This window comes from Streptomyces sp. R28 (assembly GCF_041052385.1).
GTDB lineage: Bacteria > Actinomycetota > Actinomycetes > Streptomycetales > Streptomycetaceae > Streptomyces.
The window spans coordinates 9,516,521-9,542,400 of the sequence record NZ_CP163439.1 but is presented as its reverse complement, the minus strand read 5'-3'; the positions used below and the strand labels follow the sequence as shown (position 1 = coordinate 9,542,400).

Sequence of the window (25,880 nt, the reverse complement as noted above, 5' to 3'; positions counted from 1 at the left end):
GGGCACCGGCCGGATGGATGAGCGAGTTGGTCATGGCCCGCTTCTACCATCCTTCAGTCCTCGATGTCGGCCTTGTCCACCACCTGCGCCGACGCGGGCGGCCGGACGTCCAACGGCTCGTCGAAGGCGCTGAACGACGTGGTGGTGACGTTCCCGCCACCCTTGTAGACGGTCCTCAGCAGGTACGGCTTGCCCTCAGTGGCCACGTAGAAGGTGTACGTCCCTTCCTGGTCCGCCTTGTCCGTGACGTGCACGGCGATCGCCTCCCGGTCGCCGAGGCGCGTCGGCGCGCCCTTCTTCGCCGTGCCGAACGACTCGAACGTCCAGGTGCACGCGGCCAGTCCGTCACCCGGCTGCGCGTCGTGGGCGGGCACCTTCGCCCACTGCTTCGACCGGACGTCGGCGACCGACCTGCCGCTCCAGTTCTTCAGGTACGTCGCGTCCGGGCGGACGTAGTTCGTCTCGCCGATCCTGATCTGTTCGAGGCTGCCGTTCTCGGCCCAGGTGGTCTTCGCCGTGCACCGGTCCTTCAGATCGGTCCTCAGGCGCGAGGCGACCGTGCCGTCGCGGTCGTGGTCCGGGGTGTTGCTCATGTCGATGGTCACGGAACGCAGTGCGCTCATCGTGTCGTTGGCCTCGTCGAGCAGGTCCGCCGCGGACTTCTCGGCGCCGCCGTCACCGGCCCCGCACCCGGTGAGCGCGGCTGCGGTGAACAGACACACCAGTGCCGTCGTCGTCGAAACCGTTCGCATCGAGCCCCCCCCTCCCCCGCTCCGTCCCCGTCCAGCAAATGACCATGCTCATGATCGGAAGCGGGAGCCTACCAGCCGCGCCGATCCGAGCGGGCCTACGTACTGATCACCGCCATAGGTCCCCTGAACGGCTCAGCGTCACTGGTCCGGAGGAGGCGCGGGTCTGTTAGCGATGTGACCTTGGTGGAAGGGATGGGCGCGCAAACGGATCCGAGGAGGCGGGATGTCGGAAGGCCTGGTCGAGGGCTGCGCGCCGCGTGCTGTCCCGGAGGGCGGCGAGGATCCGCCACCGGACCTGTCCCGCAGCGGCTTGCAGCAGCTGAGCGCCGTCGCCGACGCCGTCCTCTACGAGGGCTACCTCCTCTACCCCTACCGCCGCTCCTCGGCCAAGAACCGCGTCAGGTGGCAGTTCGGGGTGCTCTTCCCCCGCGACTGGGTGGAGGCGGCCGGCCCTGTCGTCCCCGGCGTGTCCGGCTCCGCGGACTCCTGGTACCAGCGGACCGAGTGTCTGCTGCGCGTCCGAGGGCCCGGCGCTGTCGTACGGGTGAAGGTGCGGTACCTGCAGATGCAGCACAAGCAGGTGGAGACGGCCGGCCCGGACGGCAGCCACCGTGCGGTCGCGTCGCTTCGGACGGACGACGGTGTGGCACACCTGACCTTCGACGAGGCGGTTCCGCGCGAGGTCGACCTCACCGTCCCCCTGGACGACCTGCTGACGGGTGACCGCACCGCCGCTGTGGGAGCGTCAGCCGGCACGGACATCGAGCCGTTGCCCGGGGGCGCCGGACGCGTCGTGCGGCGGCGCGAGGAGGTACGGGCGCACACCACGCTCGCGGCCGAGCGGCTCGCGGAGGGCGTGTACCGACTCACGGTGCTCACCGCCAACACGGGGCCCGCGCCCGAGCCGCACACCCCCCGCGACGAGGCCCTGCGCGGTGCCCTCATCGCCACGCACACGCTCATCGCCGGCCAGGGCGTGGAGTTCGCCTCGCTGATCGATCCGCCCGCACCGCTGGAGGAGCACGCGCGCGCGTGCCGGAACGAGTTCGCCTTTCCCGTTCTCGGCGGCGAACCGCCCGCCGAGGAGACCGGCGCCGGCGCCACCGCAGACCTTCTGCTCGCCTCGCCGATCATCCTCCCCGACCATCCGCAGGTGGCCCCGGAGAGCCCGGGGGATCTGCACGACGCGGCGGAGATCGACGAGATCCTCACGCTGCGCACGATGCTGCTGACGGACGAGGAGAAGAGCGAAGCGCGCGCCACCGACCCGCGGGCCGCCGCGATCCTCGACCGCGTCGACACCATGCCCCCGGAGGTCTTCGCGCGCCTGCACGGCGCCGTCCGCTCCCTGACGCCGGTCACCCGGGCCGCCGAAGGCACTCCCCCGCCTTCCACCCCGGCCGCCGTAAGTTCCCCCTCGTCCGGCCCCCCAGCCGCCGAAGGTCCCCCCTCACCTGCCACCCCGGCCACGGTGGACCCCCTCTCGCCTGCCACCCCGGCCGCCGAACACCCCACCCCACCGGTCTCCCCCACCCCCGAACGACCCGCCTGGTGGCAGGAGGGCGCCGACGCCGGGCTGTGCCCGACCACCGACACCGTGCTCGTCGACGGCGTGCCCGTCGGGGGAGGCAGTCGCGTGCGGCTCCGCCCCCGGGGCCGGGGCGCCGACGCCCAGGACATGTTCCTGGTCGGCCGGACCGCCGAGGTGGCCGCCGTCTTCCACGACGTGGACGGGAGCACGCACCTCGCCGTCACCCTCGACGACGACCCCGCGGCCGAACTGCACACCTGGTACGGCCGCTTCCACTACTTCCGGCCCGACGAACTCGAACCACTGGAGCCGACCGACTCCCCCACCCCCCCGCAGCGGAGGCCGATGACATGACGACGCACAGCGCCACCACCGAGGTCAGCGGCGAGCCCAGCCGCGGCGAGGACCGGCAGGGCTTCGACGAGATCCACATCCTCTGGATCTCCGAGGGCATGAGCTGCGACGGCGACACCGTCTCCCTGACGGCCGCCGACCAGCCCTCCATCGAGGATCTGGTGCTCGGTCTGATCCCGGGCCTGCCGAAGGTGAACCTGGTCAACAAGGTGCTCTCCCCGAGCCTGGGCGGCGAGGACTTCCTCGCTCCCTACCGGGCGGCGGCCCGCGGCGACCTGGCCCCGTTCATCCTCGTCATCGAGGGCTCGATCCCCAACCAGAACATCATCGAGGGCGACGGCTACTGGACGTCCTTCGGCAACGACCCGGAGACCGGTGAGCCGCAGACCCTGAACCACTGGATCGACGAACTGGCCCCCAGAGCCTGGGCGGTGGTGGCCGCCGGCACCTGCGCCACCTTCGGCGGCATCCACGCGATGGCCGGCAACCCCACCGGATGCATGGGCCTCGCGGACTACCTGGGCTGGGACTTCAGGTCGCAGGGCGGGCTGCCCGTGGTGAACGTGCCGGGCTGCCCGATCCAGCCCGAGAACTTCATGGAGACCCTGATCTGGGTCCTTTACCACGCGGCCGGCTCCGCTCCCCCGCCGCCTCTGGACCACATGCTGCGCCCGCAGTGGCTGTTCGGGAAGACGGTCCACGAGGGCTGCGACCGCGGCTCGTACTACGAGCAGGCCAGCTTCGCCGGGGACTACAACTCCCCCAAGTGTCTGGTCAAGACGGGCTGTTGGGGCCCGGTGGTCAACTGCAACGTGCCCAAGCGCGGCTGGATGGCCGGCATCGGCGGCTGCCCGAACGTCGGCGGCATCTGCATCGGCTGCACCATGCCCGGCTTCCCCGACGCGTTCATGCCCTTCATGGACGAGCCGCCCGGCGGAACGCTGTCGTCGATCGCCATCAAGCCGTACGGCGCCGTCATCCGCCGCCTGCGCGGCTTCACCAACGAGCTGGTCAACCACGAACCCAAATGGCGCCACAACAAGCGGAAGCTCACCAGCGGTTACGACCCGCACTGGCGGCCCTGACACCGCGCGACACCCACCCCACCAGGGACCTACGGACACCGACCGACAGCGAGGGGCAGTAACAGCGATGACCACAACCGAGGCCCGGCCCACGGGACGCAAGCCGGCGCAGATCGTGGACATGTCCTGGGATCCGATCACCCGGATCATCGGCAACCTGGGCATCTACACGAAGATCGACTTCGCCAACCGGGAAGTCGTGGAGTGCCACAGCACCTCGTCGCTCTTCCGCGGCTACTCGGTGTTCATGAAGGGCAAGGACCCGCGGGACGCGGGCTTCATCACCTCCCGCATCTGCGGCATCTGCGGCGACAACCACACCACGTGCTCCGACTACGCCCAGCAGATGGCCTACGGCGTCAAGCCGCCCCGGCTGGCCGAGCACATCGTCAACCTCGGCGAAGCGGCCGAGTACATGTTCGACCACACGATCTTCCAGGACAACCTGGTGTTCGTGGACTTCTGCGAGGCGATGGTCAAGGCCACCAACCCCGGTCTGCTGGCCCGCGCCGAACGCACCGACGCGCCCCGCGGGGACATCCACGGCTACCGCACGATCGCCGGCATCATGAAGGCGTTCAACCCGTTCGAGGGCGAGGTCTACAAGGAAGCCCTGAAGGTCAGCCGGGTCACCCGCGAGATGTTCTGCCTGATGGAGGGGCGGCACGTCCACCCCTCCACGCTCTACCCCGGTGGTGTCGGCACGCTGCCGCAACCGACCGTCTTCACCGACTACCTCAGCCGGCTCATGCGGGTCATCGACTTCGTCAAGAAGGCCGTCGCGATGAACGACGACGTCTTCGACTTCTTCTACGAGGCGCTGCCCGGCTACGAGGAGGTCGGAAGGCGCCGCATCCTGCTGGGCTGCTGGGGCGCCTTCCAGGACCCCGACGTCGTCGACTACCGCTACGAGAACATGAACCGGTGGGGCAAGGCGATGTACGTCACCCCCGGCGTCATCGTCGACGGCGAGCTGGTCACCAACGACCTCGTCGACATCAACCTCGGCCTGCGCATCATGCTGGGCAGCTCCTACTACGAGGACTGGGTCAACGAGGATCCCTTCGTCACCCACGACCCGCTGGGCAACCCGGTCGACATGCGCCACCCGTGGAACCAGACCACCGTCCCGGTGCCGCAGAAGCGCGACTTCGACGGCAAGTACAGCTGGGTGATGAGCCCGCGCTGGCTCGACGGGCGCACCGGGGACCACCTCGCCCTGGACACCGGCGGCGGACCGCTCGCCCGGCTGTGGTCGACCGCGCTGAGCGGCCTGGTCGAAACCCCGTACATCAAGGCCACCGGCCACAGCGTGCGCATCTCGCTGCCCAAGGGCGAGACGCTGCCGGAGACGACCCTGGAGTGGCGCATCCCGAAGTGGAGCAACACCCTCGAACGGGACCGCGCCCGGCCGTACTTCGTCGCCTACGCGGCCGCCATGGCCCTGCAGTTCCTGGAAGAGGCCATGGGCCTGGTCCGGGCCGGCGACACCAAGGTCTTCGAGAACTTCGAGGTGCCGGACGAGGCGATCGGCTGCGGCTTCCACGAGGCGGTGCGCGGCGTCCTCTCCCACCACCTGGTGATCAAGGACAAGAAGATCGCCAACTACCACCCGTACCCGCCCACCCCGTGGAACGCCAGCCCCCGCGACAAGTTCGGCACCCCCGGCCCGTACGAGGACGCCGTCCAGGGGCAGCCGATCTTCGAGGAGAACGGCCCGGACGACTTCAAGGGCGTCGACATCATGCGCACCGTCCGCAGCTTCGACCCGTGTCTGCCGTGCGGGGTGCACATGTACGTCGGCAAGGGCAAGACGCTGACGACCCTGCACTCGCCGACGTACGGAGCGAACCATGGCTGAGTCCGAGGCCCCCGCCGGACGGCTCGCGGACCCGGCCGTCGAGGCCCGGCTGGCCCGGCTCGACGAGCTGCTGGAAGGCCTCGAGGCCGCACCAGGGCCCATCACCCGCTCCGCCGTCGAGTCCGTACGGCTGCTCACCGAGGTCTACGGCGAGGCGCTGGCCCGGGTCATGGACCTCGCGGACGGGCAGCTGGCCGAACGCCTCGCCGACGACGAGCTGTTGGGGCATCTGCTGGTGCTGCACAACGTCCACCCGGAGCCCGTCGAGCGCCGGGCGGCCCGCGCGGTCGAACGGCTGCGGCCCGCCGTGCGCGAACGCGGCGGCGACGTGGAGTGGGCGGGCGTGGAGGGTGAAGTGGGCCAGCTCCGGCTGACGGCGGGCGGCGGTTGTGGTTCCGGGTGCGGCTCAGGATCGGCCGACGTCACCGCCGTGGTCCGGGAGGCGGTGCTCGCCGTCGCTCCGGAGCTCACCGCCGTGGAGCCGGTACGGACCGACGCGGAGCCGGTGCGGGCCGCCGCTCCGGCATTCGTCCCGCTGACCACCCTGACCCGCCGAGGAGCACGGTGACCACGGACGGCGCCCTGGCCCGCCTCATCCGCTCCTCGGCCGACCTGACCGCGACGGCCGACGCGGAGCGGTGTGACCTGTGCGCCGCGCCGGTGCCCGACGAGCACGCTCACCTGTACGACACCGCAGAAGAGCAGGTGCGCTGCGCCTGCGGCCCCTGCTCGGTGCTGTTCGCCGACAGCGGCGCGGGCGAGGGGCGCCACCGGCTCGTTCCCCGCAGGCGGATCCGGCTCCCCCGGGTGGACACTGAGGTCCTGGGCGTGCCCGTGGGCCTCGTCTTCTTCGTGCCCCGGGCCGACGGCACGGTCACCGCCGAGGGCCCGAGCCCGGCTGGGGCCATGCGATGGGAGGTGGACGCGGCTGCCTGGCAGCGGATGGTCGCGGCGTGTCCGCAGCTGGCCTCCGTGGCACCGGACGTGGAGGCCCTGCTCGTGAACACCGTGCACGGCCTCGACCACCACTGGATCGTGCCCGTCGACGACTGCTACCGGATGGTCGCCGTCGTACGCAGGGAATGGCAGGGCCTGTCCGGCGGCGGCCGTGTCTGGCCGGCCGTCGAGCGGTTCTTCGAGGATCTCACCGAGCGGCCGTGAACCCGAGCCCTCCGTTGCACGGAGGCGAGGAAGGAGAGCACCCCATGGGCAGCATCAGGGTCGGCCGACCCCAGGCCAAGCCCGACTCGACCGGGCATGTGCGCGGTATGCACCAGGGCAACACAGGGCCGTACGAGCACCAGAGAGGGCACCACAAGGACGGCACCGCCGACGCGCGCCGCTCCACCGGGATCCATTGGAAGCGGTACGACGCTCTCCTGGACGTCATGCCGAACATCCCGCCGGGATGAGGAACGACAGGGAGTCGTCTGAATGAAGGTCCAACCAGCAGGGAGAACGGCTGTCGCGGAAGCCGGGAGGACCGGGCAACGGGTGCTGATGGCCGAGGCCGCTCTGGCCGGTGCTGTGGCCGTGGCACTGTTCGTCCGGGAGTTCCCGAGCCTGCGGCGCGAGATGCGGATCTGGCGGATGGCCGGCGGCCTGCGCGCGGGCCGCCGCTACCCGTGAGCCGGCCGTGCACGAGTTGTCGATCGCGACGGCGATCATCGAGCGGGCCGACGAACTCGCCCGGGCCGAGGGGACGGACACCGTCTCGGCGGTGACCGTCCGGGTCGGCGAGCTGGCGGGAGTCGTCCCCGACGCGCTGGACTTCGCCTTCGAGGTGGCCCGCGACGGCACCCCCCTCGCCGCCGCCCGGCTCGTGGTCGAGGAGGTCCCCGCGCAGGCCTACTGCGGCCCGTGCGCCAAGGAGTTCCCGGTGGGCATGCCGCCGTTCTTCTGGTGCCCGCGCTGCGACCAGCCCTCCACGGAGCTGCGCAGCGGCCGGGAACTGGAGATCATCGGGATCGACTGACACACACCGGGCCCCGGCGGAGTGCTCCGCCGGGGCCCGGTGTGTTCGGATCAGCAGATCCGCGGCAACTGCTCACCGAGCGGCAGGTCCACCACCCGGGTGCCGCCGAGGCCGGTGGCGACCACGACCATGCCGGGGTGCTCGGTGACGCACTCCCCGATCAGCGTGGCGCCGGTGCCCTGCGGGTGGGCGCGCATGGCCGCGAGGACCTCCTCCGCCGCCGCAGGGGGCACGAACGCGACGAGCCGGCCCTCGTTGGCGACGTAGAGAGGGTCGAGCCCCAGGAAGCCGCAGGCGTTCGCGACGGCGTCCGGAACCGGGATGGCCCGCTCCCGCAACCGGACGCCGGTGCCCGAGGCGCGGGCGATCTCGTTGAGGGACGCGGCCAGACCGCCCCGGGTGGGGTCGCGCAGCACATGGACGTCCGGGGTGACCGCCAGCATCGCCGCCACGAGGTCAGCCAGCGGCGCGGTGTCGCTGGCGATCTCGACGCCGAACTCCAGCCCCTCCCGCACGCTCATGATCGCCACGCCGTGCAGACCGATCGGACCGCTGACGATGACGGCGTCGCCGGGCCGGGCCCGCTGGGGCCGGATGTCCACGCCCTCGGGGACGAGTCCCACCCCGGCGGTGGTGACGTACACGCCGTCGCCGTGCCCGGACTCCACCACCTTGGTGTCGCCCGTGGCCACGACGACCCCGGCCGCCTGGGCCGCCGCGCCCATGGCGTGCGCGATCCGCTCGACGACGGTCAGCTCCACGCCCTCTTCCAGTACGAAGGCGGCGGACAGGTAGGCGGGCCGGGCGCCGCTCATCGCCAGGTCGTTGACGGTGCCGTTGACCGCGAGGTCGCCGAGGCTGCCGCCGGGGAAGAACAGCGGCCTGACCACGTAGGCGTCGGTGGAGAACGCCAGCCGGGCGCCGCCGAGTTCGAGGACGGCGGAGTCGGCGAGTGCGGCGAGGGTGGCGTTGCCGTAGGCGGGGGCGAAGATCTGCTCCATCAGCTCGGCGGACAGGGCTCCGCCTCCGCCGTGTCCCATCACCACGACGGGCTGGTCGCGCAGTGGGGCGGGGCAGGTCCAGTTCGCGGGGTCGACGGTCGTGTCGGCGAGTTCAGGCAACGGGGTTCATCTCCTCGCGGACGGCGTGGGTGGCCTGCGGCGTCGGGCCGTTCATCCGGCGGTACAGGTAGTAGGCGGCGCAGGCGCCCTCGCTGGAGACCATGGTCGCGCCGAGCGGGGTGCGCGGGGTGCAGGTGGTGCCGAACGCGGCGCACTCGGTCGGCTTGATCAGCCCCTGGAGCACCTCGCCGGCGCGGCACTCGGCGGGCTCCTCGGTGCGGATGTCGGCGACGTCGAAGCGGTGCTCGGCGTCGTACGCGCGAAACGCCTCGGTCAGCCGCCAGCCGCTCAGCGGGATGGGCCCGATACCGCGCCAGTTCCGGTCGGTGACCTCGAACACCTCCTCGATCATGCGTACGGCGGCCGGGTTGCCGTCCTCGCGCACGGCGCGCGCGTACGCGTTCTCCACCCGGTGCTCACCGCGCTCCAGTTGGCGCACCGCGCGGCGGATGCCCTCGAGGATGTCCAGCGGTTCGAAGCCGGTCACCACGAGCGGTACGCGGAACCGCTCGGCGAGTTCGGGGTACTCGGCCGTGCCCATCACGCTGCACACATGCCCGGCGGCCAGGAAGCCCTGCACCCGGCAGGAGGGGGCCGTCATGATGGCCTCGATGGCCGGGGGCACCCGCACATGCGACACCAGGAGGCTGAAGTTGGTCAGGCCCAGGCGGCGGGCCTGGTGCACGGCCATCGCGTTGGCGGGGGCGGTGGTCTCGAAGCCGATGGCGAAGAACACCACTTCTCGGTCCGGGTTGCGGCGGGCCAGCTCCAGGGCGTCGAGCGGCGAGTAGACCACGCGTACGTCGCCGCCCTCGCCCTTGACCCGGAACAGGTCGCGGTCGGTGCCCGGGACGCGCAGCATGTCACCGAAGGAGCAGAAGATCACGCCGGGGCGTGAGGCGATCTCCAGTGCCTGGTCGATGACGTCCAGCGGGGTGACGCAGACGGGGCAGCCGGGGCCGTGGATCAACTCCACCTGTTCGGGCAGGAGTTGGTCGATGCCGTGCCGGATGATGGAGTGGGTCTGCCCGCCGCACACCTCCATCAGGGCCCAGGGCCGGGTGGCGGTGGCGCCGATCTCGTCCAGCAGCCGCCGTGCCAGCTCGGGGTCGTTGAACTCGTCGATGTACTTCACCGGGCCTCGCTCTCTCGGGGTTCCTCGGTCACGGCGGCGGCTCCCGCGTCCCGTGCCGCCTGCTGCCAGGCGTCGCCGAACTCCTCCTCCAGCAGTCCCAGTTCCTCGAAGAGCTTCAGGGAGGCGAGCGCCGACTCCTCGTCCAGGCGCTGCAGCGCGAAGCCGACGTGCACGATGACGTACTCACCGACCCGCACGTCGGAGACGTATTCCAGACACGCCTGCTTCTGCACTCCACCGAAGTCGATCAGCCCGGTGAGCGGATCGGCGCTGTCGTCGATGGACACGACCTTGCCGGGCACTGCCAGACACATGGGTCACTCCTTCTGTCGTTCGTGTGCCGCGACCACCAGCTGGCCGAGGGCCAACCCGCCGTCGTTCGGCGGGACTTCGCCGTGCCGCAGTACCGCGAAGCCGTCGTCGGCCAGCAGCGCCGTGCACTCCTGGTCCAGCAGCGCGTTGGCGAAGACCCCGCCGCTCAGGGCGACGGTGGTCAGGCCGGTGGCCCGGCGTGCGTGCCGGCAGATCTCCGCGACGGCCCGTGCCACGCCACGGTGGAAGCGCGCGGCGATCACCGGTGGCGGGGTGCCTCGCCGCAGGTCGGCGACGAGAGCGCTCAGCACGGGTGCCGGGTCGCATCCCGCGCGACCGATGCCGAAGGCGTACGCCGTGCTGTCGGCACCCCAGGCAGCGGCGGCCGCGGCCTCCAACTCCACGGCTGCCTGGGCCTCGTAACCCGCGCGATGGCACACGCCCGCGAGGGAGGACACGGCGTCGAAGAGCCGTCCCATGCTGGAGGTCCTCACGCACGCCACATCGCGCGTCAACTGCCGTTCCAACACGGCGAGTTCATCGGCCTCGCACGCGGCGACGCTGGGCAGGTCCGCCTCCCACGGCAGACCGGCGGCCCACAGCCGGGCCAGTGCCAGACGGCAGGGGTTGGCCACACCCGCGTCACCGCCGGGGAGCGGGGCGGGGGTCAGATGGGCGAAGCGCCGGTAACCGGCGTAGTCGGCGAGCAGGATCTCGCCGCCCCAGACGGTGCCGTCGTCGCCGTATCCGGTGCCGTCGAACGCGACGCCGATCACGGGTGTGGTGCCGTCGAGGCCGTGCTCGGCCATGGTGGAGGCGAGGTGCGCGTGGTGGTGCTGGACGAACACGGGGGTGGAACAGGGGAGTTGGAGAGCGTGCTGCCGGGCCCACCGCGACGAGTGGTAGCCAGGGTGCCGGTCGGCGGCGACGAGTTCTGGGCTCACCCCGGTCAGGCGCCGCAGGTGCGACTCCGCCCGCCGCACGGCCTCCAGGGTGGCCAGGTCGCCCATGTCGCCGATGTGCGGCGCGAACCAGGCCTGGTCGCCCTCGCCGACGCAGAGGGCGTTCTTCAGATCGCCGCCCACCGCGAGGGCGGGACGCAGCGCGACCGGCAGACGCACCGGTCGGGGCACGTACCCGCGGGAGCGGCGCAGCACCTGTTCGGTGCCGTCGGGGCGTACCCGCAGCAGGGAGTCGTCGCACGGCGAGGCGATGACACGGTCGTGGGCGAGCCAGGCGTCGGCCAGTCCGGCCAGCCGCGTGAGCGCCTCGTCGTCGTCCGTGACGATCGGCTCCCCCGAGCGGTTGCCGCTGGTCATGACCAGCACCCGGGGGCCCGGAGGATCGCCGGGCAGCCCGAACAGCAGGGTGTGTACGGGGGTGTAGGGCAGCATCACGCCGAGGTGGGGGCTGCCGGGGCACACGCCGGAGGCGAGGTTCGACGGGCGTCGGCGCAACAGGACGATGGGGCGCCGGGGCCCGGTGAGGGCGGCGCGCTCGGCCGCGGAGACCACGGAGTGCCGCTCCGCGTCGGTGAGATCCGCGCACATCACCGCGAAGGGCTTGCCGCCCCGGGCCTTGCGGGTGCGCAGTGCGTCGACGGCCCGTGCGTCGGTGGCGTCGCACGCCAGGTGGTAGCCGCCGAGGCCCTTCACGGCGACGATCCGTCCGGCGGCCAGCAGCGCCCGGGCCACCGTGAGCGCGTCGGCGTCACGGGCGGGGCGGATGCCGCTGCCGGCCGCGGGCACCAGGCGCACCCGGGGGCCGCAGTGGGGGCACGCCACGGGCTGGGCGTGGAAGCGGCGGTCGCCGGGATCGCCGTACTCCCGGGCGCAGGCGGGACACATCGGGAAGCCGCTCATGGTGGTGGCCGCCCGGTCGTACGGCATCGCGGTGGCGATGGTGAAGCGGGGCCCGCAGTGGGTGCAGGTGACGAAGGGGTGCCGGTGTCGGCGGTCCCCCGGGTCGGCCAGCTCACGCAGGCAGTCGGCGCAGGTCGCGGTGTCGGGTGGGAGCAGCGTGCGGCCCGGGGACTGCTCGGTGGAGCGGATCGCGAAGGCGTCGTCGGCTCCCGTGACGGGCACGTCCTCGACACCGATGCCGATGACGGCGGCCAGCGGCGGAGGCTCGTCGGCCAGCCGGTCGCAGAAGCGGTCGACGCCGTCCGGTGGGCCCTCCACCTCGATGAGCACGCCGTACGCCGTGTTGCTGACGAACCCGGACAGCGTCAGGTCGGTGGCCAGGCGGTGCACGTACGGGCGGAAGCCCACGCCCTGCACCGTGCCGCGCACGGTGACGCGGCGGCGCACCGCCTGCGTGGCGGGGGGCGCTGTCACGAGACGCGGCCGGCCGTAAGGCCGGAGTCCTCTTGCGCGTGCTCATGGACGTGGCCGTGGGGGTGCGGTGCGAGGGGCGGCCGGTGGACGGGGGCTCCGTCCCGCGCGGCGAGCACCCGCTCCAGGACGGCGTCGACGCCGTCGCCGGTGCGGGCGCACGACCGTACGATCTCCACCCCGGGATTGACCCGCTGTACGTGCGCGTCGAACGCCGCCTCGTCGAAACCGGCGGGCTCGGCCAGATCGGTCTTGGTGAGCACCACCAGGTGGGCGGAGCCGAAGGCGGTGGGGTACTTCAGCGGCTTGTCCTCGCCCTCGGTCACCGCCATGAGCACGATCCGCAGGCTCTCGCCGAGGTCGTAGGAGGCGGGACAGACGAGGTTGCCGACGTTCTCCACGAAGAGCAGCGCGGTGCCCTCGGGCAGCCAGTTCTCCACGTGGCCGCGCAGCTGCCGGGCCTCCAGATGGCACAGCCCGTCGGTCAGCAGCTGTTTCACCGGCGCTCCGGAACGGGCGAGCCGACGGGCGTCGTTCTCCGTCGCCAGGTCGGCGGTGAGCGCGGCCACCGGGATGCCCCGCTCCACCGCACGGGCCAGCACCCGTCCGAGGAATTCCGTCTTGCCGCTGCCCGGGCTGGACAGCAGGTTGACGACACTCACGGCGCGCCGGGCCAGTTCGGCGCGCAGGCTCGCGGCCAGGCCGTCGTTCTTCGCCAGGACGGCCTTGGTGACGTCCACGGACTCGCACATGGGCGCTGCTCCTCGCGGCTGACTCGACTGTGTATCGGGAGCAAACCGCGCAAACCGGTCTGCGGCTATCGATCCTCGACGCCGTGGACCGCAGGGCAGGCGAGCCCGGCCGCGGAGGGGGCCGCGGATTCCTCCGGGCGGCTCAACGGGGGTGTGGACGCCGGATCGGCGAGCAGCGCGGGGACCATGGCGTGCAGGGCCTCGACGGCGCGGTCGACCGCCTCCCTGACCGGTGTGCTGAGGCCCGGGACGATGTCCTCGTCGTCGCGCGGCCTCACCTGGGGTTCGCAGGCGAGCACGAGGACACGCGGCAGCGGCCCGTCGCCCAGGAGGGCGGCCAGGGCGAGGACCTTCGCCGGGTCCATGCCGTGCGCCTCGGGCGGGGCCGCGGCCCGGGCACCGTCGGGAAGTTCCGGCTCGATCAGGGACAGCGTGCCGGGTGGGTGGCCCCGTTCGGCCGCGTCGACCAGAACGGCGGTGACGTAGCCGTCCAGCAGCTCGTACGCGAGGTCCAGGCCGCGGATGCCGTAGTCCCGTACCCGCACCTCGGGCGGCAGCGGGCGCTGTTCCAGGGCGCGGACGACCTCGGGGCCGAAGGCGTCGTCCGCGAGGAAGATGTTGCCGACGCCCGCCACCAGCAGGCGCGCACCGCCGCGGGTCATCGCGCGCCCCCGCTCAGCGGCCGGTCGGAGCCGCCCGGCTGCTTGCGCACGAAGGCCGAGCGCAGGGCGTGGTACGGAGCCTGCGGATCGAAGAAGATGGCGCGCATCCGGGCGAGTTCGGCCCGCCGGTAGTCCGCGAGCGGTCGCTGTTCCTCGTCCGCCTGGCGTGCCGAAGCCTTCGCGGCGATCCGGCGCGCGAGGTCGGGGGCGGCGGCGAGGGCGGCCGCCCGGCGCTCGGTCTCGGCGGCGAATTCCTGTGCCGCGACCGGTACCAGCCGGTCCACCAGTCCGATCCGCGCGGCCGTGGCGGCGCTCACGGGCAGCGCCTCGTGCACCAGCCGCCGGGCCGTCTCCGCTCCGACGCGGCGCGGCAGCGTGTAGGTCCAGTACTCCGATCCGTACAGGCCCATCCGCCGGTAGTGCGGGTTGAGGACGGCGCCCGCGCGGCACCACACCTCGTCGGCGGCCAGAGCGAGCATCAGGCCGCCGGCCGCCGCGTTGCCGCCGAGCGCCGCCACCACCAGCCGGTCGGTGGTGCGCAGGACCGCGTCGACCAGGTCGTCCATGGCGTTGAGATTCGCCCAGGACTCACCGGCCGGGTCGGCGGCCGCCTCGATGACGTTCAGATGGATGCCGTTGGAGAAGAAGTCCCGCACTCCGCCGAGGACCAGCACCGAGGTGGGGCGGGCGAGGGCGTACCGGTAGGCGGCGAGCAGCCTGCGGCACTGGTCGGTGCTCATCGCGCCACCGGGGAAGGAGAAGGTCAAGAAGCCGATGTCGCCCTGCTGCCGGTAGCGGATGTCGGTCCAGGTGCGCCGGCCGGCGGGCAGTTCGAGCGGGGCCTTGTCCTCCGGCAGCCGGTGCGGACCGCCCCTGCTGAAGGCACCGTCGGCCGCGAAGGACGCGAGCACGGAGGCCGCCGGGCGGCGGAACGGCGCGGGGTCGCCGGAGCTCTTTCGGGGGCGCAGTTCCGGGATCCACACCGCGCCGTCCCGGGTGGCCCGGCAGACCGCCCCGGCCCGCGTGGCGAGCAGCTCACCGGGCCGTCCGCGCAGCCGGTCCTCGAGATGCCCGCCGTGCAGGAACACCTCCCGGCCGAGGATCTCGTCCAGCACGCCGGGCTGTGAGTCGCCCCCGCGCAGCTTGCGCAGCACCACCTCGGTGCTGTCCCTCCCCCAGTCGATCCTCCGCTGCTCCTGCCGGAAGAAGTCGCGCCACACCACCGCGACCTCGGGATCGCTCTGCGGGCGCGGCTTGAACGAACCGTCGGCGTACCGCCGCACGGCCAGCAGGACGGCGGCCGAGGCGGCGTCGGAGGCCTCGTTGCGGTAGAGGTCGCTCTTGCCCACCGGTGGCACCGGGAACGGCTCGGACGCCCAGATGTCGCCCGCGTCCATCCCCGCCTCGGCCTGGAGCACCGTCACTCCCCAGTGCGGCGCCTCCTCGGCGATCGCCCAGTCCAGGGAGGAGGGACCGCGGTCGCCGGGCGGTCCCGGGTGCACGACGAGACAGGTGTGTTCCCGCCATACGTCCTCGGGGAGCGCCGTCTTCAGCATCGGAGCGATGATCAGCTCCGGGCGCGTCTCGTGCACGGCGGCGCGGACCGCTTCGGGGCCGTGTGAGGCGAGGACGACGTCCACTTGGTGCCCGAGGTCCGCCAGTTCGGCGTACACACGCTGGGACAGGCTGTTGAACGCGCTGGCGACGAGCAAAATGTTCATGACATGGCATGCTCGCCGGTTTCCGGGGACCCGGAAAGGATCACGGCGGCGTTTCGCCCCCTTCGGTCAGGTCTCTTCCTCCATCCGGATCGCATCCCTCAGTCTGTCGACGGCCTCGCTCTGCTCGCCCTTGTGCACGTCCACCAGGGCCTCGGCGATCGCGTCGAGCTTGCGCTGGATCGCGTGTTCGGCGCGCATCTCGGCGTTCTTCAGCAGGGCCAGGAGCAGCAGCGTCACCGCGGTCATGGCCCCGCCCGCGAGCAGGACCACCTCGATCGCCATGTGCGCCGCGCTGGAGGCGATGAAGAAGCCGACGAGGATCAGGCAGACCAGGTAGAACAGCGGCGAGCTCGTGAAGTTGGAGGCGTACTGCGCGAACTGGTCGAACCGCCCACGCCCCGGGCCACCCCGCTGAACAGGACTCTTGAAGGTCATGAGCGAGCCTTACCCCACCGTCACCGCGGACGGCGCGCGCCCCGACCGACCCCACACGAAAAGGGCCCTCACCGGCTCTCGCCCGCGAGGACAACTCCTTGACCCTCAGGGACGGTGATCCACTACAGCCTGCCGGACCGCCTGCTGCTCGACCTCGCCCAGGAGCGGATTGTCCCCGTAGGAAGATCAATAACAATGCCTACGCGTAGTAGCGGTCGGTTTGGATGGCCGTTCCGTCAGCCTGCGGGTCGCCGGTTCGCCACGATGGCTCGGCAGTGGCGGCGAGCAGGGCGGCGTCGTCGTCGACCCGGTCGGGGGCGTTCAGCAGCTCCAGGGCCCGTTCAATGATCTGCTGGGGGTCGGTGCGGGCGGCGACGGGGAGCGCGCCGCAGGTCTGGCGCAGGGCCGCCAGGCAGTCGTCCAGGGACAGCGCCCGGTTTTCCACCAGGCCGTCGGTGTACAGCAGCAGGCTGGTGCCGGGCGGGAACGCAACCTCACGGTCGACCGGGGTGCTGCCCAGTCCCAGCGGCAGCGCCGGGGGCAGCTCCAGGTAGGCGGTGTCGGCGGCTACCAGCAAGGGCGGTAGGTGCCCGCTGGCGGCGTAGCGCAGGCGGTGGCGGTGTGGGTTGTAGACCGCGTACAGGCAGGTGGCGAAGCGTTCGATGTCGAGCGACTGCAGGTAGGCGTCCAGCCTGGCCAGCACCTGGGCCGGGCCGGCGCCCTCCATCGCGAGGCTGTGCAGGGCGGAGCGGAGTTGGCCCATCACGGTGGCGGCTTCCACGTCGTGGCCCATGACGTCGCCGATGGCCAGCCCCACGGCACCGTCGGGCAGTGCGAGCACGTCGTACCAGTCGCCGCCGACCTCGGCGCCGCGGTTGCTGGCCCGGTAGTGGGTGGCCAGGCGCACCCCGGGCACCTGGGGCAGGCGGTGGGGCAGCAGGGCGCGCTGCAGGGTCAGGGCGAGGCGACGCTCGTTGTGGTACCTGGTGGCGTTGTCGTAGGCCAGGGCCAGGCGGTGGGCGAGGTTCTCCAGATACTTGTGCTCGACCGCGGAGTAGTCGGTGTGCCGGACCAGTACCAGGGCCCCCAGTGTCTGGTCGTGGGCGTGCAGCGGCAGGGCCAGCACGGCGGCGGGCGCCGGGTGCGGGCCGGCTGGGGCTGGGGCAGTGCCGTTGATCGCGTGGGTGGCGGCGGTGGCCAGGGCCTCGCGGGCAAGAAGAGGGGTGCCCGCGATGTATGCCGGGGGCGACTGCGCCGGGGCGGGTGCCGCGGCGGTGAGGTAGATGCTGATCTGGTCGGCGAAGTCGGGCAGCAGGATCTGTCCGGCAGTCTGCAGTATCTGGTCCGGGTCGAGGGTGGCGGACAGCCGCAGGCCCGCGTCGGCCAGGGTGGCCAGCACGGCCAGCTGGTTGCGGGTCTCGGTCAGGACCTGTTCACGCAGCCGGGACAGTTCCAACCCGGTGCGGACACGCGCCAGCAGCTGGCGCGCTGAGAAGGGTTTGGCCAGGTAGTCGTCGGCGCCGGCCTGCCGGCCCTGCACGGATTCCTCCTCGCCGGCGCGGGCGGTGAGCAGGACGATGGGCAGACGGGCGGTGCGCGGGTCGGCGCGCAGCGCCCGGACCAGCTCGAAGCCGTCCATGCGGGGCATCATCACGTCGCTGAGCACCAGCTCCACCGGCTGCGCCAGGGCCAAGTCCAGGGCGGCCCGGCCGTCGGCGGCGAGCAGCACGTCGTAGTCGGGCTGCAGGAGCTGGGTGAGGTAGGCGCGCATGTCGGCGTTGTCGTCGACGACCAGCAGGCGGGCCGGGTGGGGGCGGTCGGTTTCGTGCGGGCCGGGGCCGTGGGGGGCATCGTGGGTCGCGGGGGCGTGCGGGGTGCGTGCCGCGGGGGTGGCCGCGGCGGGGACGGGGGCGGCCGCCAGCCAGCCCAGCGCCTCGTCCACATAGGCCGCGGCGCGGCCGGGCCTGCCGCCTCCGCCTTCCCCGGGGGATCCGGCGCCGGCCGCGGGCGGGTCCGGGCGGGGCCGGGGGGCGGCGGCGAAGGGGAGGTCCACGGTGACGGTGGTGCCCTGGCCGAGCCGGCTGTCCACGCCGACGGTGCCGCCGTGCGCTTCCACCAGGTCCTTCACCAGCACCAGGCCGAGGCCGCTGCCCTCGTGGGAGCGGGAGCGGGCGCCGCGGACCCGGTGGAAGCGCTCGAACAGGCGCGGCAGCTCGTCAGCGGGAATTCCGGTGCCGGTGTCGGTCAGGGTCAGCCGGGCCCAGTCGCCGGCCGCGGCCACCCGCACCCGGGCGCCGCCGGTGAAGGTGAACTTCAGTGCGTTACTGAGCAGGTTGAGGATGATCTTCTCCCACATCTCCCGGTCCAGGGACACCGGCTTGGGCAGCGGCGGGCAGTCCACCTCCAGCGTCAGCCCGGCCGCTTCGAAAGCGGAGCGGAACACCCCGGCCAGCTCGGCCGTGGCACCGGCGAGGTCGACCGGCTCGAAGGCCGGGCGCATCTGTCCGGCCCCGGCCCTGGCGACGTCCAGGAGGGTGTTGACCTGCTTCAGCAGGCGCAGCGCGCCGCGCTCGGCCAGCTCCAGCTGCTCGCGCCGCTCGGGCCGGTCCTCGTCGGCCAGGGCCTGCTGGAGCGGGCCCAGGAGCAGGGTGAGCGGGGTGCGCAACTCGTGGCTGACGTTGGCGAAGAAGGTGGTCTTGGCCCGGTCCAGCTCGGCCAGCGCCTCCGCCCGCCGCCGCTGCTCGTCGTGGGCGAGCGCGGCCGTCAGCGCCCCGGCCACGGCGGCGGCGAGCACCTCCAAAAAGTCCCGGTAGGCCCCGGCCGGTGGGAAGCAGGGGTTGACGCCCACCACCAGGACGCCTCCCACCTGCCCCGCACAGTCCAGCGGCAGAGCCAGCGCCTGCTCGACCGGGAGCCGGGAGGCCGCGGCGTGGAGCCCGGCGGTGTTGTCGCCGGTGAGCGCGGCAGCCGGCAGCGCGGCAGGGGCACCGTCGGCGACGACCTGCGCCAGCCGGGTCGCGATCTCCGACCCGTCGGCCGCACTCAGCGAGGCGGCCTCGGGCGCCGGCCGCAGCCCGACGGAGGCCGCCGGCCGCAGCATCCCCGGCTCGGAGGCCAGGTACAGGCCCAGAAACGGGATCTCCTCGGGATAGGAGCCCAGCACCTCCGCGACGACGCGGGCGACCTCGTCCGGGGTGGGCAGCCCGGCGGTGCGGGCGCCGGTCTCGCTCAGCAGGCGCAGCCGGCGCTCGCCAAGCACCCGGCCGGTGGTCTCGGTGAGGATCTGCAGCACGCCGCCGGCGGTGCCGTCGTCCAGCAGCACGGGCTGGAAGGAGGAGTCGAAGTAGCACTGCTCCAAAAAGCCGTGGCGCTCCATGATGAGCGGCTCATCCGGGATCAGCAGGGGCTTGCGGGTGTCGGTCACATAGTGGAAGTGGGAACTCACGGGGGCCCAGACCTCGGGGAACACCTCCTTGTAGGGTTTGCCGAGCGCCCAGGGGTGTGTGGCGCCGGGAATGGGTGCGGCGCCCAGGTTGTACAGCGTGACGAATTCGGCGCCCCAGTACAGGGCCATCCCGTGCTCAGAGGTGAGCATGAGGCGCAGGGTGTCCACCAGGGGCCCCGGCCAGGACTCGGGGGGCCCGAGCGGCGTCGTCGCCCAGTCGATCCCGGCCAGGAGCTCACCGAACGCGCCGGCCTCGGCGAACATCCGGGCCGCCGCGGTGCGCGGGTCATCGGGCCGGGTCATCGAGAATCGTCCTCCTGGCGCCTATCTCTTCCGCGCGCGCCCTCCCAAGGCTGCCGACGGCCACTTGCTGCGGACTTTGCGGGCAGATCGGACGCCGGATCCGGCGGTTCTGGCTACGCTCCTGCCAGAATTACGAGGTCAAAATGACTAAAACCGTGATCTTCTCCGCAGTGTACGCCTGCAGCCGCACGCCGACGGCGGCGATCGTCGCCTCGCAGCCCCTGTGGGCGCCGACACCGCCGACGGTGTCCAGAATTCCCGCACACCTGCAACCGCCACTGCTGCCACACCGCGGCCCGGATTCCGGCGTTTCCGCAGGACCCAGTGCGTACGAAGTCGCGGATCCCACACCGGCCGAGAGCTGAGCGGGGCAGGCCCCGCCCGGTACGGCAGCAGGGCCCGGACCACGCGTCGTGGTCCGGGCCCTGCCCCGTGCGGTGCCGCCCTGCGGCGGCGGTGCGTCAGCTCTGTGCGGTGTCGTCGCCCGTCTCCCCGGCGCCCTCGGCTGCGCCTGCCTTCTCGCGCATCTTGCGCACCAGCTCCGCCTTCTGGTCGGCGGCACTCTGGCGGTCGAGGTTGCGGTGCGGACCGTTGTTCTGCCGTTCGGCGCGGGACAGCTTCTTGCGCTGGCCGCCGCCCATGCCCACGGGGTTGTTGATGTTCTTGCTCACGGGTTCTCCCGGAATGATGTGAAGTGATCTACGGATTCATCGGTGGGGGACGGGCGCGGCGACGCCGAAGGACGTCAGCAGGGGCCCATCACGCTCTCACTCGTAAATCGGCGTCTGGAAGAACATGACCAAGACGTTACCCGGTCCTGTCGGCCCCGCACACCAAGTTTTTCGCCGTCCCGGCGTCGGCCGGGCCTTCGGCGAGCGCCCGGGGTCAGCCGTTTCCTTCCAGAGCCAGTGGGGGTTCGGTGTTGGCCGGAGCCCCTGTCTGGCCGGGCGTACGAGCAGTTGCCGTAGGGCACGACCGCTGTCTGCCGCCGGGGCGGTCACCCCGGGCAAAGCAAGATCCGGACCGTTCCCGGACCAACGGCCGACGAGCTGTCCATGGCCGGCAGCAGCCCTGAACGCGGCCCTGGAACACACCGTGCGCACGCCCACGGGCCGCATGGCGCACCTTGACCGGGTCAAAGTGCGCTTCACTTCCGGTCAGGTGCGCGGGTCCCCAATCGGTCCCCAAAAATGACCAAGGGGCCGCTTCAGATCTTCTCTGAAACGACCCCTGACCTGCGACTTCGCAAAGTCGGGACGACAGGATTTGAACCTGCGACCCCTTGACCCCCAGTCAAGTGCGCTACCAAGCTGCGCCACGTCCCGGTGCCTGTCGCGCGGCGAACCGCGTGATCACGCATGCAGAACTTTACCTCACGCCGGGGACCGAGCCGAAAAGGGCGTCCGGCGGGGGACGGACAGCGCGATGGACAATCGGTGCATGGCCACCACACCGTCAGGACGGCAGACCGACGCACGGGACCGGGACAGCGAGGGCCGGGCACGCAACGCGCGCCCCCGGGACGGTCTCGGGCGCCCTCTCCCCTACGGCACGGACGGCGTCGCCCGCCAGCCCGAGGGCCTGGTACGCACCCCGGAGCAGAGCGTCGTCGAGGCCCAGCAGCTGCTGGACGCTGGGAAACCGTTCCATGCGCACGAGGTCTTCGAGGACGCCTGGAAGACGGGCCCGCCGGAGGAGCGGGCCCTGTGGCGCTCGCTGGCCCAGCTCGCGGTGGGCCTCACCCACTCGGCCCGCGGGAACGTGACCGGTGGGGCGAGGTTGCTGCGTCGCGGGGCCGGGGCTGTGGAGGAGTGGGCGTCGGGTGCCGGGCGGCAGCGGCCGTACGGGATGGATCTCGCGGGGCTGGTCGCGTGGGCTCGGGAGCTGGCGGGAGTCGTGGAGGCGGGCGACGAGACCGTGGATGCGCGGGAGCGGGCGCCGAGGCTGCGCGGGCAGGCGTAGAGGGGGATGGGGATGCGGGCGGGGGTGCTCTGCCGATCGGGGCGTGCGTGCAGCACGCGCGGGCGCGGAGCGCATGGGTCCGTCCGCCGCGCAGCGCACCGCGGCTGCAAGTCCCGCCCCACCTCTTTCGAGCCCTCGTCTTTCGAGCCCTCGGCGCCGGCGGCATGGATGCGGTGTCCGCGTTGTCAGTGGCGTGCGGCAGACTCGGGGCGTGCGAAAGATTCATGTCATCGGTATCGGCGCGGGCGACCCGGAGCAGCTGACGCTGCAGGCGGTCAGGGCGCTGCGGAGTACGGACGTGTTCTTCATCCTCGACAAGGGCGAGGTGAAGTCCGACCTCACGCAGTTGCGCCGGGACATGCTGGACGCGCACATACCGCAGGGGACATACCGGGTGGTCGAGGCGCGGGATCCGGATCGGGACCGGTCGGCGGGGGGCGCCGCGTACTCCCCGGCCGTCGGGGACTGGCGCAGTGCCCGCGCCGGGATCTACGAGCGGCTGATCGCCGAGGAGCTGGGCGCGGACGAGACCGGCGCGTTCCTGGTGTGGGGTGATCCCGCGCTGTACGACAGCACGCTCGGAATCCTGGAGGAGGTCCTGGACAAGGGCGCCGTGGACTTCGAGTACGACGTCGTGCCCGGCATCAGCAGTGTCTCGGCCCTCGTCGCCCGGCATCGGACGGGGCTCAACCGGGTCGCCCGGCCCGTGCAGATCACCACCGGCCGACGGCTGGCCGAGGGCTTCCCGGACGGCGTGGACGACGTGGTGGTGATGCTCGACGCCCACCAGGTCTTCCGGCAGTACGCCGACCAGGACATCGACATCTACTGGGGCGCGTACATCGGCACCCAGGACGAGATCCTCGCCTCCGGCCCGATCGCCGAGGCCGCGCCCCGCATCGAGCGGCTGCGCGCCGAGGCCCGGGAGCGCAAGGGCTGGATCATGGACACCTATCTGCTTCGCCGGAATCGGACGGAAGAGACGGAAGAGAAGAAGCGGTAGAGCAGTAGAGGCAGAGGCAGCAGCAGGGGCAGGAAGCGCGGTAACGGCACGAGGCGCCATGGGGCGCCTCGGGGACCGGCACCCGTGCGGCACCCGTGCGGCACCCGTGCGGACTGTCCCCGCATGCGCCCTCGACTCCCCGCTGTGATCGTGGCCCCGTGACGCTCGCCGAGGAAACCGCGCCGCCCGCCGCCTCACAGCCGCCCGTCCTGGACGTGCGGCGGCGCAATGTCGTCTTCGTGACGATCATGCTGGGCATGCTGCTCGCGGCCCTCGACCAGACGATCGTGGGCACGGCACTGCCGACGATCGTGTCGGATCTGGGCGGCGCCGAGCACATGTCGTGGGTGGTGACGTCGTACCTGCTCGCGGAGACCGTCGCGACGGTCCTGGTCGGGAAGTTCGGCGACCAGTTCGGCCGCAAGGTGGTCTTCCAGGTCTCCGCGATCGTGTTCATCACGGGCTCGTTCCTGTGCGGGCTGGCCTCCAACATGTCACTGCTGATCGCCTGGCGGGCGATGCAGGGCGTCGGGGCCGGCGGTCTGATGGTGACGGCGATGGCGTTGATCGCGGACGTCATCCCGCTCAGGGAACGCGGCAAGTACCAGGGCGCGATCGGTGCCGTGTTCGGTGTGGCGACGGTGATCGGACCGCTGCTCGGCGGCCTGTTCACCGACCATCTGACCTGGCGCTGGGCGTTCTACGTCAACGTGCCGATCGCGATCCTCGTCGTCGTCGCGGCCGCCCGGACGATCCCCGTGGTGAAGTCGGCGTCGCGGCCCGTCATCGACTACCTGGGCATCGCGCTCGTCGCGGTCGGTGCCAGCGCGCTGATCCTGGCGACGAGTTGGGGCGGCAACGAGTACGCGTGGGGCTCCGGCGTCATCATCGGCCTGTTCGTCGGTGGCGTGATCGCGCTGGGGCTGTTCTGCTGGGCGGAGACCCGGGCGGCGGAACCGATGCTGCCCATGCGGCTGTTCGCCAACCCCGTCTTCACGGTCTGCTCCGTCCTCAGCTTCATCGTGGGCTTCGCCATGCTCGGCGCGATGACGTACCTGCCGACCTACCTGCAGTACGTCGACGGCGACTCGGCCACGGTCTCGGGTGTGCGGACGCTGCCGATGGTGGTCGGGCTGCTCATCGCGTCGGTGTTCAGCGGCAACGTGGTCAGCAAGACGGGGAGGTACCGGATCTTCCCGATCGTCGGCTCCCTGGTGATGGGGGTGGGGCTGTTCCTGATGTCCCTCATGGGGCCGTCGTCCGGTGCCTGGCTGGAGTCGCTGTACATGTTCGTGCTGGGCACCGGCATCGGCCTGTGCATGCAGGTCCTGACGATCGCCGTGCAGAACACCGTCGGGTACGCCGACCTCGGCACCGCGACCTCCGGCGTCACCTTCTTCCGCACACTGGGCAGTTCGTTCGGCACCGCCGTCTTCGGCACGATCTACACCAACACGCTCACGTCCCACCTCACCGACGGCGTCGAGGCCGCCGTGAGGACGGGCAGTGGCCTCGATCCGGCCGCCATCACCCAGGCCGCGACCAGCCCCGAGGGCCTGCACCGGCTGCCCTCGCCCGTCGCCGCCCCGATCATCGACGCGTACGCCGACACGCTCCAGACCGTCTTCCTGTGGACGGTGCCGGTCGCGGCGCTCGGCTTCGTGGTCGCCCTGTTCCTCAGACAGGTGCCGCTGCGCGACAGTGCGCGCATGGGGTCGACCGACATGGGCGAGGGGTTCGCGTCGCCGCACGACGCCAACGCCCAGCGGGTGCTGGAGGCGTCCGTCGGGAAGATCATCGGCAGCCTGACGCCCGACACCGCACGCCGGATCATCGCGGACTCCGACACCCGCCTCGACGTGGCCGGCGCCTGGGCGGTGATCCAGGTCGAGCTGCTGACCCGGCTGGTCGGCCACGCCAGCCTGGGCCTGATCGCGGCCCGCCGCCACATGCCGCCGGAAGTGCTCCTGCCGGTCTTCGACCGGATGGTCGACGAGGGCTACCTCACCCGCGACGGCTCCCTCCTCTCCCACACCGACGCGGGCACCCGCGAGGCCGAGGTCATCGGCAAGGCGTGGGGCACATGGCTCGAGGGCCGGGTGCATGAGGACATCGGCCGCCCACCGGGCACGGAGCTGCGCAGCGCGGTCCACACGATCGCCAAGCGGCTGCTGGTGGAGGACCTGAGCGCCGGGTTGCCCGGCCGCGCCAAGGAACCGGCGCTGAGCAAGTCGCGCTGAACGGCGGCCTGACGCTCTGCGGGGCCTCCGGCTCGGTGGCCGTCACGGGCCGAGGCCCAGCCGCTCCAGCACCCCCGCCACATCGGGCACCGCGTCCACGCCCTCGGGGAGCGGGGGGCGTCGTACGACCACGACCGGGAGGGCGAGCCGGCGGGCGGCCGTGAGCTTGGCCGATGTCGCCTCTCCGCCGCTGTCCTTGGTCACCAGGACGTCGATGCGGTGCTCCCGCAACAGTGCCGACTCGTCGGCCGTCGTGAACGGGCCGCGGGCCAGCACGACTTCGGTGTGCGGGGGCATCGGTGGCTCGGGCGGGTCGACGGAGCGTACGACGAAGTGCAGGTCCCTCAGGTGGGCGAAGGCCGCCAGGCCCAGGCGGCCGGTGGTCAGGAACACCCGGCGGGCGAGGCTCGGCAGCAGGGCCGCGGCCTCGTCGAGCGACGCGACCTCGTGCCAACGGTCCTCGGGTCCCGGCCGCCACCCGGGGCGGCGCAGGACGACCGCCGGCACCCCGGTCGCCGTCGCGGCACGGACCGCGTTGGCCGTGATCGACTCGGCGAAGGGGTGGGTGGCGTCGACGACGGTGTCGACCTGCTCGGCGCGCAGCCAGTCGGCCAGGCCCTGCGCTCCGCCGAAGCCCCCGACGCGTACGTCGCCCTCGACCGCGCCCGGCCGTGCCACACGCCCCGCGAGCGAGGTGGTGACGCGGACGCCGGGGTGCGTGGTGAGCGCGGCGGCGAGTTCGCGGGCCTCGGTGGTGCCGCCGAGGATCAGGACGTGGCGGGGGGACATGGGGCGAGCGTACGAGGTGCCGTCCGGCGGGCGGCACCTCGGGTCGCCGCCTGATCCAGCGTCCTTTCGGGCGAACACTATGAACACAACGATCAGATCGTGGTCCCTC

General features: G+C 72.0%; 23 protein-coding genes and 1 tRNA gene. 11 read left to right on the top strand and 13 right to left on the bottom strand.

The features are described 5' to 3' along the window. Positions 1-53 precede the first annotated feature (53 nt). Positions 54-752 (bottom strand): hypothetical protein, encoded by a 699-nt coding sequence (locus AB5J49_RS41885; protein ID WP_369174107.1) that lies wholly within the window; start codon positions 750-752, stop codon positions 54-56. A 223-nt stretch (positions 753-975) separates the two neighbouring features. Between AB5J49_RS41885 and AB5J49_RS41880 the strand changes: the two genes are divergently transcribed. From AB5J49_RS41880 to hypA, 8 genes are all read left to right on the top strand, one after another. Then, positions 976-2,637, top strand: a complete 1,662-nt coding sequence (locus tag AB5J49_RS41880) for a hypothetical protein (RefSeq protein ID WP_369174106.1) — start codon at positions 976-978, stop codon at positions 2,635-2,637. Next, the gene (locus AB5J49_RS41875) at positions 2,634-3,722 is read left to right on the top strand and encodes a hydrogenase expression protein HypE (protein ID WP_369174105.1); all 1,089 of its coding nucleotides are present in this window, start codon (positions 2,634-2,636) and stop codon (positions 3,720-3,722) included. Before AB5J49_RS41880 ends, AB5J49_RS41875 begins: the two co-directional genes overlap by 4 nt. A gap of 67 nt (positions 3,723-3,789) precedes the next feature. Then, positions 3,790-5,583 (top strand): nickel-dependent hydrogenase large subunit, encoded by a 1,794-nt coding sequence (locus AB5J49_RS41870; protein WP_369174104.1) that lies wholly within the window; start codon positions 3,790-3,792, stop codon positions 5,581-5,583. Beyond that, complete coding sequence (locus AB5J49_RS41865; RefSeq protein WP_369174103.1) at positions 5,576-6,151, top strand: NifU family protein; 576 nt, start codon at positions 5,576-5,578, stop codon at positions 6,149-6,151. The genes AB5J49_RS41870 and AB5J49_RS41865 overlap by 8 nt, the downstream gene beginning before the upstream one ends. Continuing rightward, on the top strand, positions 6,148-6,744 hold the full coding sequence (locus AB5J49_RS41860) for a DUF5947 family protein (protein ID WP_369174102.1): 597 nt from the start codon (positions 6,148-6,150) through the stop codon (positions 6,742-6,744). The genes AB5J49_RS41865 and AB5J49_RS41860 overlap by 4 nt, the downstream gene beginning before the upstream one ends. A gap of 44 nt (positions 6,745-6,788) precedes the next feature. Further along, positions 6,789-6,995: a hypothetical protein gene (locus tag AB5J49_RS41855; RefSeq protein ID WP_369174101.1), complete on the top strand. Its 207-nt coding sequence runs from the start codon at positions 6,789-6,791 to the stop codon at positions 6,993-6,995. 82 nt (positions 6,996-7,077) lie between these two features. Next, on the top strand, positions 7,078-7,212 hold the full coding sequence (locus AB5J49_RS41850; RefSeq protein ID WP_369175508.1) for a hypothetical protein: 135 nt from the start codon (positions 7,078-7,080) through the stop codon (positions 7,210-7,212). 7 nt (positions 7,213-7,219) lie between these two features. Continuing rightward, complete coding sequence (gene hypA / locus AB5J49_RS41845; RefSeq protein ID WP_369174100.1) at positions 7,220-7,558, top strand: hydrogenase maturation nickel metallochaperone HypA; 339 nt, start codon at positions 7,220-7,222, stop codon at positions 7,556-7,558. A 50-nt stretch (positions 7,559-7,608) separates the two neighbouring features. Here the strand turns inward: hypA and hypE are convergent, their stop codons facing one another. The 11 genes from hypE to AB5J49_RS41790 form a co-directional block, all read right to left on the bottom strand. Continuing rightward, positions 7,609-8,679: a hydrogenase expression/formation protein HypE gene (gene hypE, locus AB5J49_RS41840; RefSeq protein WP_369174099.1), complete on the bottom strand. Its 1,071-nt coding sequence runs from the start codon at positions 8,677-8,679 to the stop codon at positions 7,609-7,611. Beyond that, positions 8,672-9,814, bottom strand: a complete 1,143-nt coding sequence (gene hypD, locus AB5J49_RS41835) for a hydrogenase formation protein HypD (RefSeq protein WP_369174098.1) — start codon at positions 9,812-9,814, stop codon at positions 8,672-8,674. The genes hypE and hypD overlap by 8 nt, the downstream gene beginning before the upstream one ends. After that, the gene (locus tag AB5J49_RS41830; protein ID WP_369174097.1) at positions 9,811-10,128 is read right to left on the bottom strand and encodes a HypC/HybG/HupF family hydrogenase formation chaperone; all 318 of its coding nucleotides are present in this window, start codon (positions 10,126-10,128) and stop codon (positions 9,811-9,813) included. The genes hypD and AB5J49_RS41830 overlap by 4 nt, the downstream gene beginning before the upstream one ends. A gap of 3 nt (positions 10,129-10,131) precedes the next feature. Next, positions 10,132-12,462 carry a carbamoyltransferase HypF gene (hypF, locus tag AB5J49_RS41825; RefSeq protein WP_369174096.1) on the bottom strand — a complete coding sequence of 777 codons (2,331 nt, stop codon included), beginning with the start codon at positions 12,460-12,462 and terminating at the stop codon, positions 10,132-10,134. Continuing rightward, a complete protein-coding gene (gene hypB / locus AB5J49_RS41820; RefSeq protein WP_369174095.1) occupies positions 12,459-13,211 on the bottom strand; it encodes a hydrogenase nickel incorporation protein HypB in 753 nt (250 codons plus the stop codon). Before hypB ends, hypF begins: the two co-directional genes overlap by 4 nt. Before the next feature lie 65 nt (positions 13,212-13,276). After that, the gene (locus tag AB5J49_RS41815; protein ID WP_369174094.1) at positions 13,277-13,873 is read right to left on the bottom strand and encodes a hydrogenase maturation protease; all 597 of its coding nucleotides are present in this window, start codon (positions 13,871-13,873) and stop codon (positions 13,277-13,279) included. Beyond that, positions 13,870-15,594: an enoyl-CoA hydratase-related protein gene (locus AB5J49_RS41810; protein WP_369174093.1), complete on the bottom strand. Its 1,725-nt coding sequence runs from the start codon at positions 15,592-15,594 to the stop codon at positions 13,870-13,872. Before AB5J49_RS41810 ends, AB5J49_RS41815 begins: the two co-directional genes overlap by 4 nt. A gap of 66 nt (positions 15,595-15,660) precedes the next feature. After that, positions 15,661-16,029 carry a low affinity iron permease family protein gene (locus tag AB5J49_RS41805; RefSeq protein ID WP_369174092.1) on the bottom strand — a complete coding sequence of 123 codons (369 nt, stop codon included), beginning with the start codon at positions 16,027-16,029 and terminating at the stop codon, positions 15,661-15,663. A 199-nt stretch (positions 16,030-16,228) separates the two neighbouring features. Continuing rightward, positions 16,229-19,777, bottom strand: a complete 3,549-nt coding sequence (locus tag AB5J49_RS41800) for a SpoIIE family protein phosphatase (protein ID WP_369174091.1) — start codon at positions 19,775-19,777, stop codon at positions 16,229-16,231. A gap of 461 nt (positions 19,778-20,238) precedes the next feature. After that, entirely contained in the window at positions 20,239-20,448 is a 210-nt protein-coding gene (locus AB5J49_RS41795) for a DUF6243 family protein (RefSeq protein WP_369174090.1), read from the bottom strand. A 580-nt stretch (positions 20,449-21,028) separates the two neighbouring features. Beyond that, positions 21,029-21,102, bottom strand: a tRNA-Pro gene (locus tag AB5J49_RS41790). Positions 21,103-21,217: 115 nt separating this feature from the next. Here AB5J49_RS41790 and AB5J49_RS41785 point away from each other — a divergent pair. The 3 genes from AB5J49_RS41785 (at position 21,218) to AB5J49_RS41775 (ending at position 24,982) form a co-directional block, all read left to right on the top strand. After that, positions 21,218-21,739 (top strand): DUF309 domain-containing protein, encoded by a 522-nt coding sequence (locus AB5J49_RS41785; RefSeq protein ID WP_369174089.1) that lies wholly within the window; start codon positions 21,218-21,220, stop codon positions 21,737-21,739. 211 nt (positions 21,740-21,950) lie between these two features. Then, the gene (gene cobF, locus AB5J49_RS41780) at positions 21,951-22,742 is read left to right on the top strand and encodes a precorrin-6A synthase (deacetylating) (protein ID WP_369174088.1); all 792 of its coding nucleotides are present in this window, start codon (positions 21,951-21,953) and stop codon (positions 22,740-22,742) included. A gap of 158 nt (positions 22,743-22,900) precedes the next feature. Next, positions 22,901-24,982, top strand: a complete 2,082-nt coding sequence (locus AB5J49_RS41775; protein WP_369174087.1) for an MDR family MFS transporter — start codon at positions 22,901-22,903, stop codon at positions 24,980-24,982. A 42-nt stretch (positions 24,983-25,024) separates the two neighbouring features. On the opposite strand, the gene AB5J49_RS41770 is transcribed toward AB5J49_RS41775, so the two are convergent. Further along, the gene (locus AB5J49_RS41770; protein ID WP_369174086.1) at positions 25,025-25,771 is read right to left on the bottom strand and encodes a cobalt-precorrin-6A reductase; all 747 of its coding nucleotides are present in this window, start codon (positions 25,769-25,771) and stop codon (positions 25,025-25,027) included. Positions 25,772-25,880 lie beyond the last annotated feature (109 nt).

Coding starts and splice junctions, on each gene's coding strand:
- AB5J49_RS41885 (WP_369174107.1), bottom strand. CDS start 752: ATGCGAACGGTTTCGACGACGACGGCACTGGTGTGTCTGTTCACCGCA.
- AB5J49_RS41880 (WP_369174106.1), top strand. CDS start 976: ATGTCGGAAGGCCTGGTCGAGGGCTGCGCGCCGCGTGCTGTCCCGGAG.
- AB5J49_RS41875 (WP_369174105.1), top strand. CDS start 2,634: ATGACGACGCACAGCGCCACCACCGAGGTCAGCGGCGAGCCCAGCCGC.
- AB5J49_RS41870 (WP_369174104.1), top strand. CDS start 3,790: ATGACCACAACCGAGGCCCGGCCCACGGGACGCAAGCCGGCGCAGATC.
- AB5J49_RS41865 (WP_369174103.1), top strand. CDS start 5,576: ATGGCTGAGTCCGAGGCCCCCGCCGGACGGCTCGCGGACCCGGCCGTC.
- AB5J49_RS41855 (WP_369174101.1), top strand. CDS start 6,789: ATGGGCAGCATCAGGGTCGGCCGACCCCAGGCCAAGCCCGACTCGACC.
- AB5J49_RS41830 (WP_369174097.1), bottom strand. CDS start 10,128: ATGTGTCTGGCAGTGCCCGGCAAGGTCGTGTCCATCGACGACAGCGCC.
- hypB (WP_369174095.1), bottom strand. CDS start 13,211: ATGTGCGAGTCCGTGGACGTCACCAAGGCCGTCCTGGCGAAGAACGAC.
- AB5J49_RS41815 (WP_369174094.1), bottom strand. CDS start 13,873: ATGACCCGCGGCGGTGCGCGCCTGCTGGTGGCGGGCGTCGGCAACATC.
- AB5J49_RS41810 (WP_369174093.1), bottom strand. CDS start 15,594: ATGAACATTTTGCTCGTCGCCAGCGCGTTCAACAGCCTGTCCCAGCGT.
- AB5J49_RS41805 (WP_369174092.1), bottom strand. CDS start 16,029: ATGACCTTCAAGAGTCCTGTTCAGCGGGGTGGCCCGGGGCGTGGGCGG.
- AB5J49_RS41800 (WP_369174091.1), bottom strand. CDS start 19,777: ATGACCCGGCCCGATGACCCGCGCACCGCGGCGGCCCGGATGTTCGCC.
- AB5J49_RS41785 (WP_369174089.1), top strand. CDS start 21,218: ATGGCCACCACACCGTCAGGACGGCAGACCGACGCACGGGACCGGGAC.
- AB5J49_RS41770 (WP_369174086.1), bottom strand. CDS start 25,771: ATGTCCCCCCGCCACGTCCTGATCCTCGGCGGCACCACCGAGGCCCGC.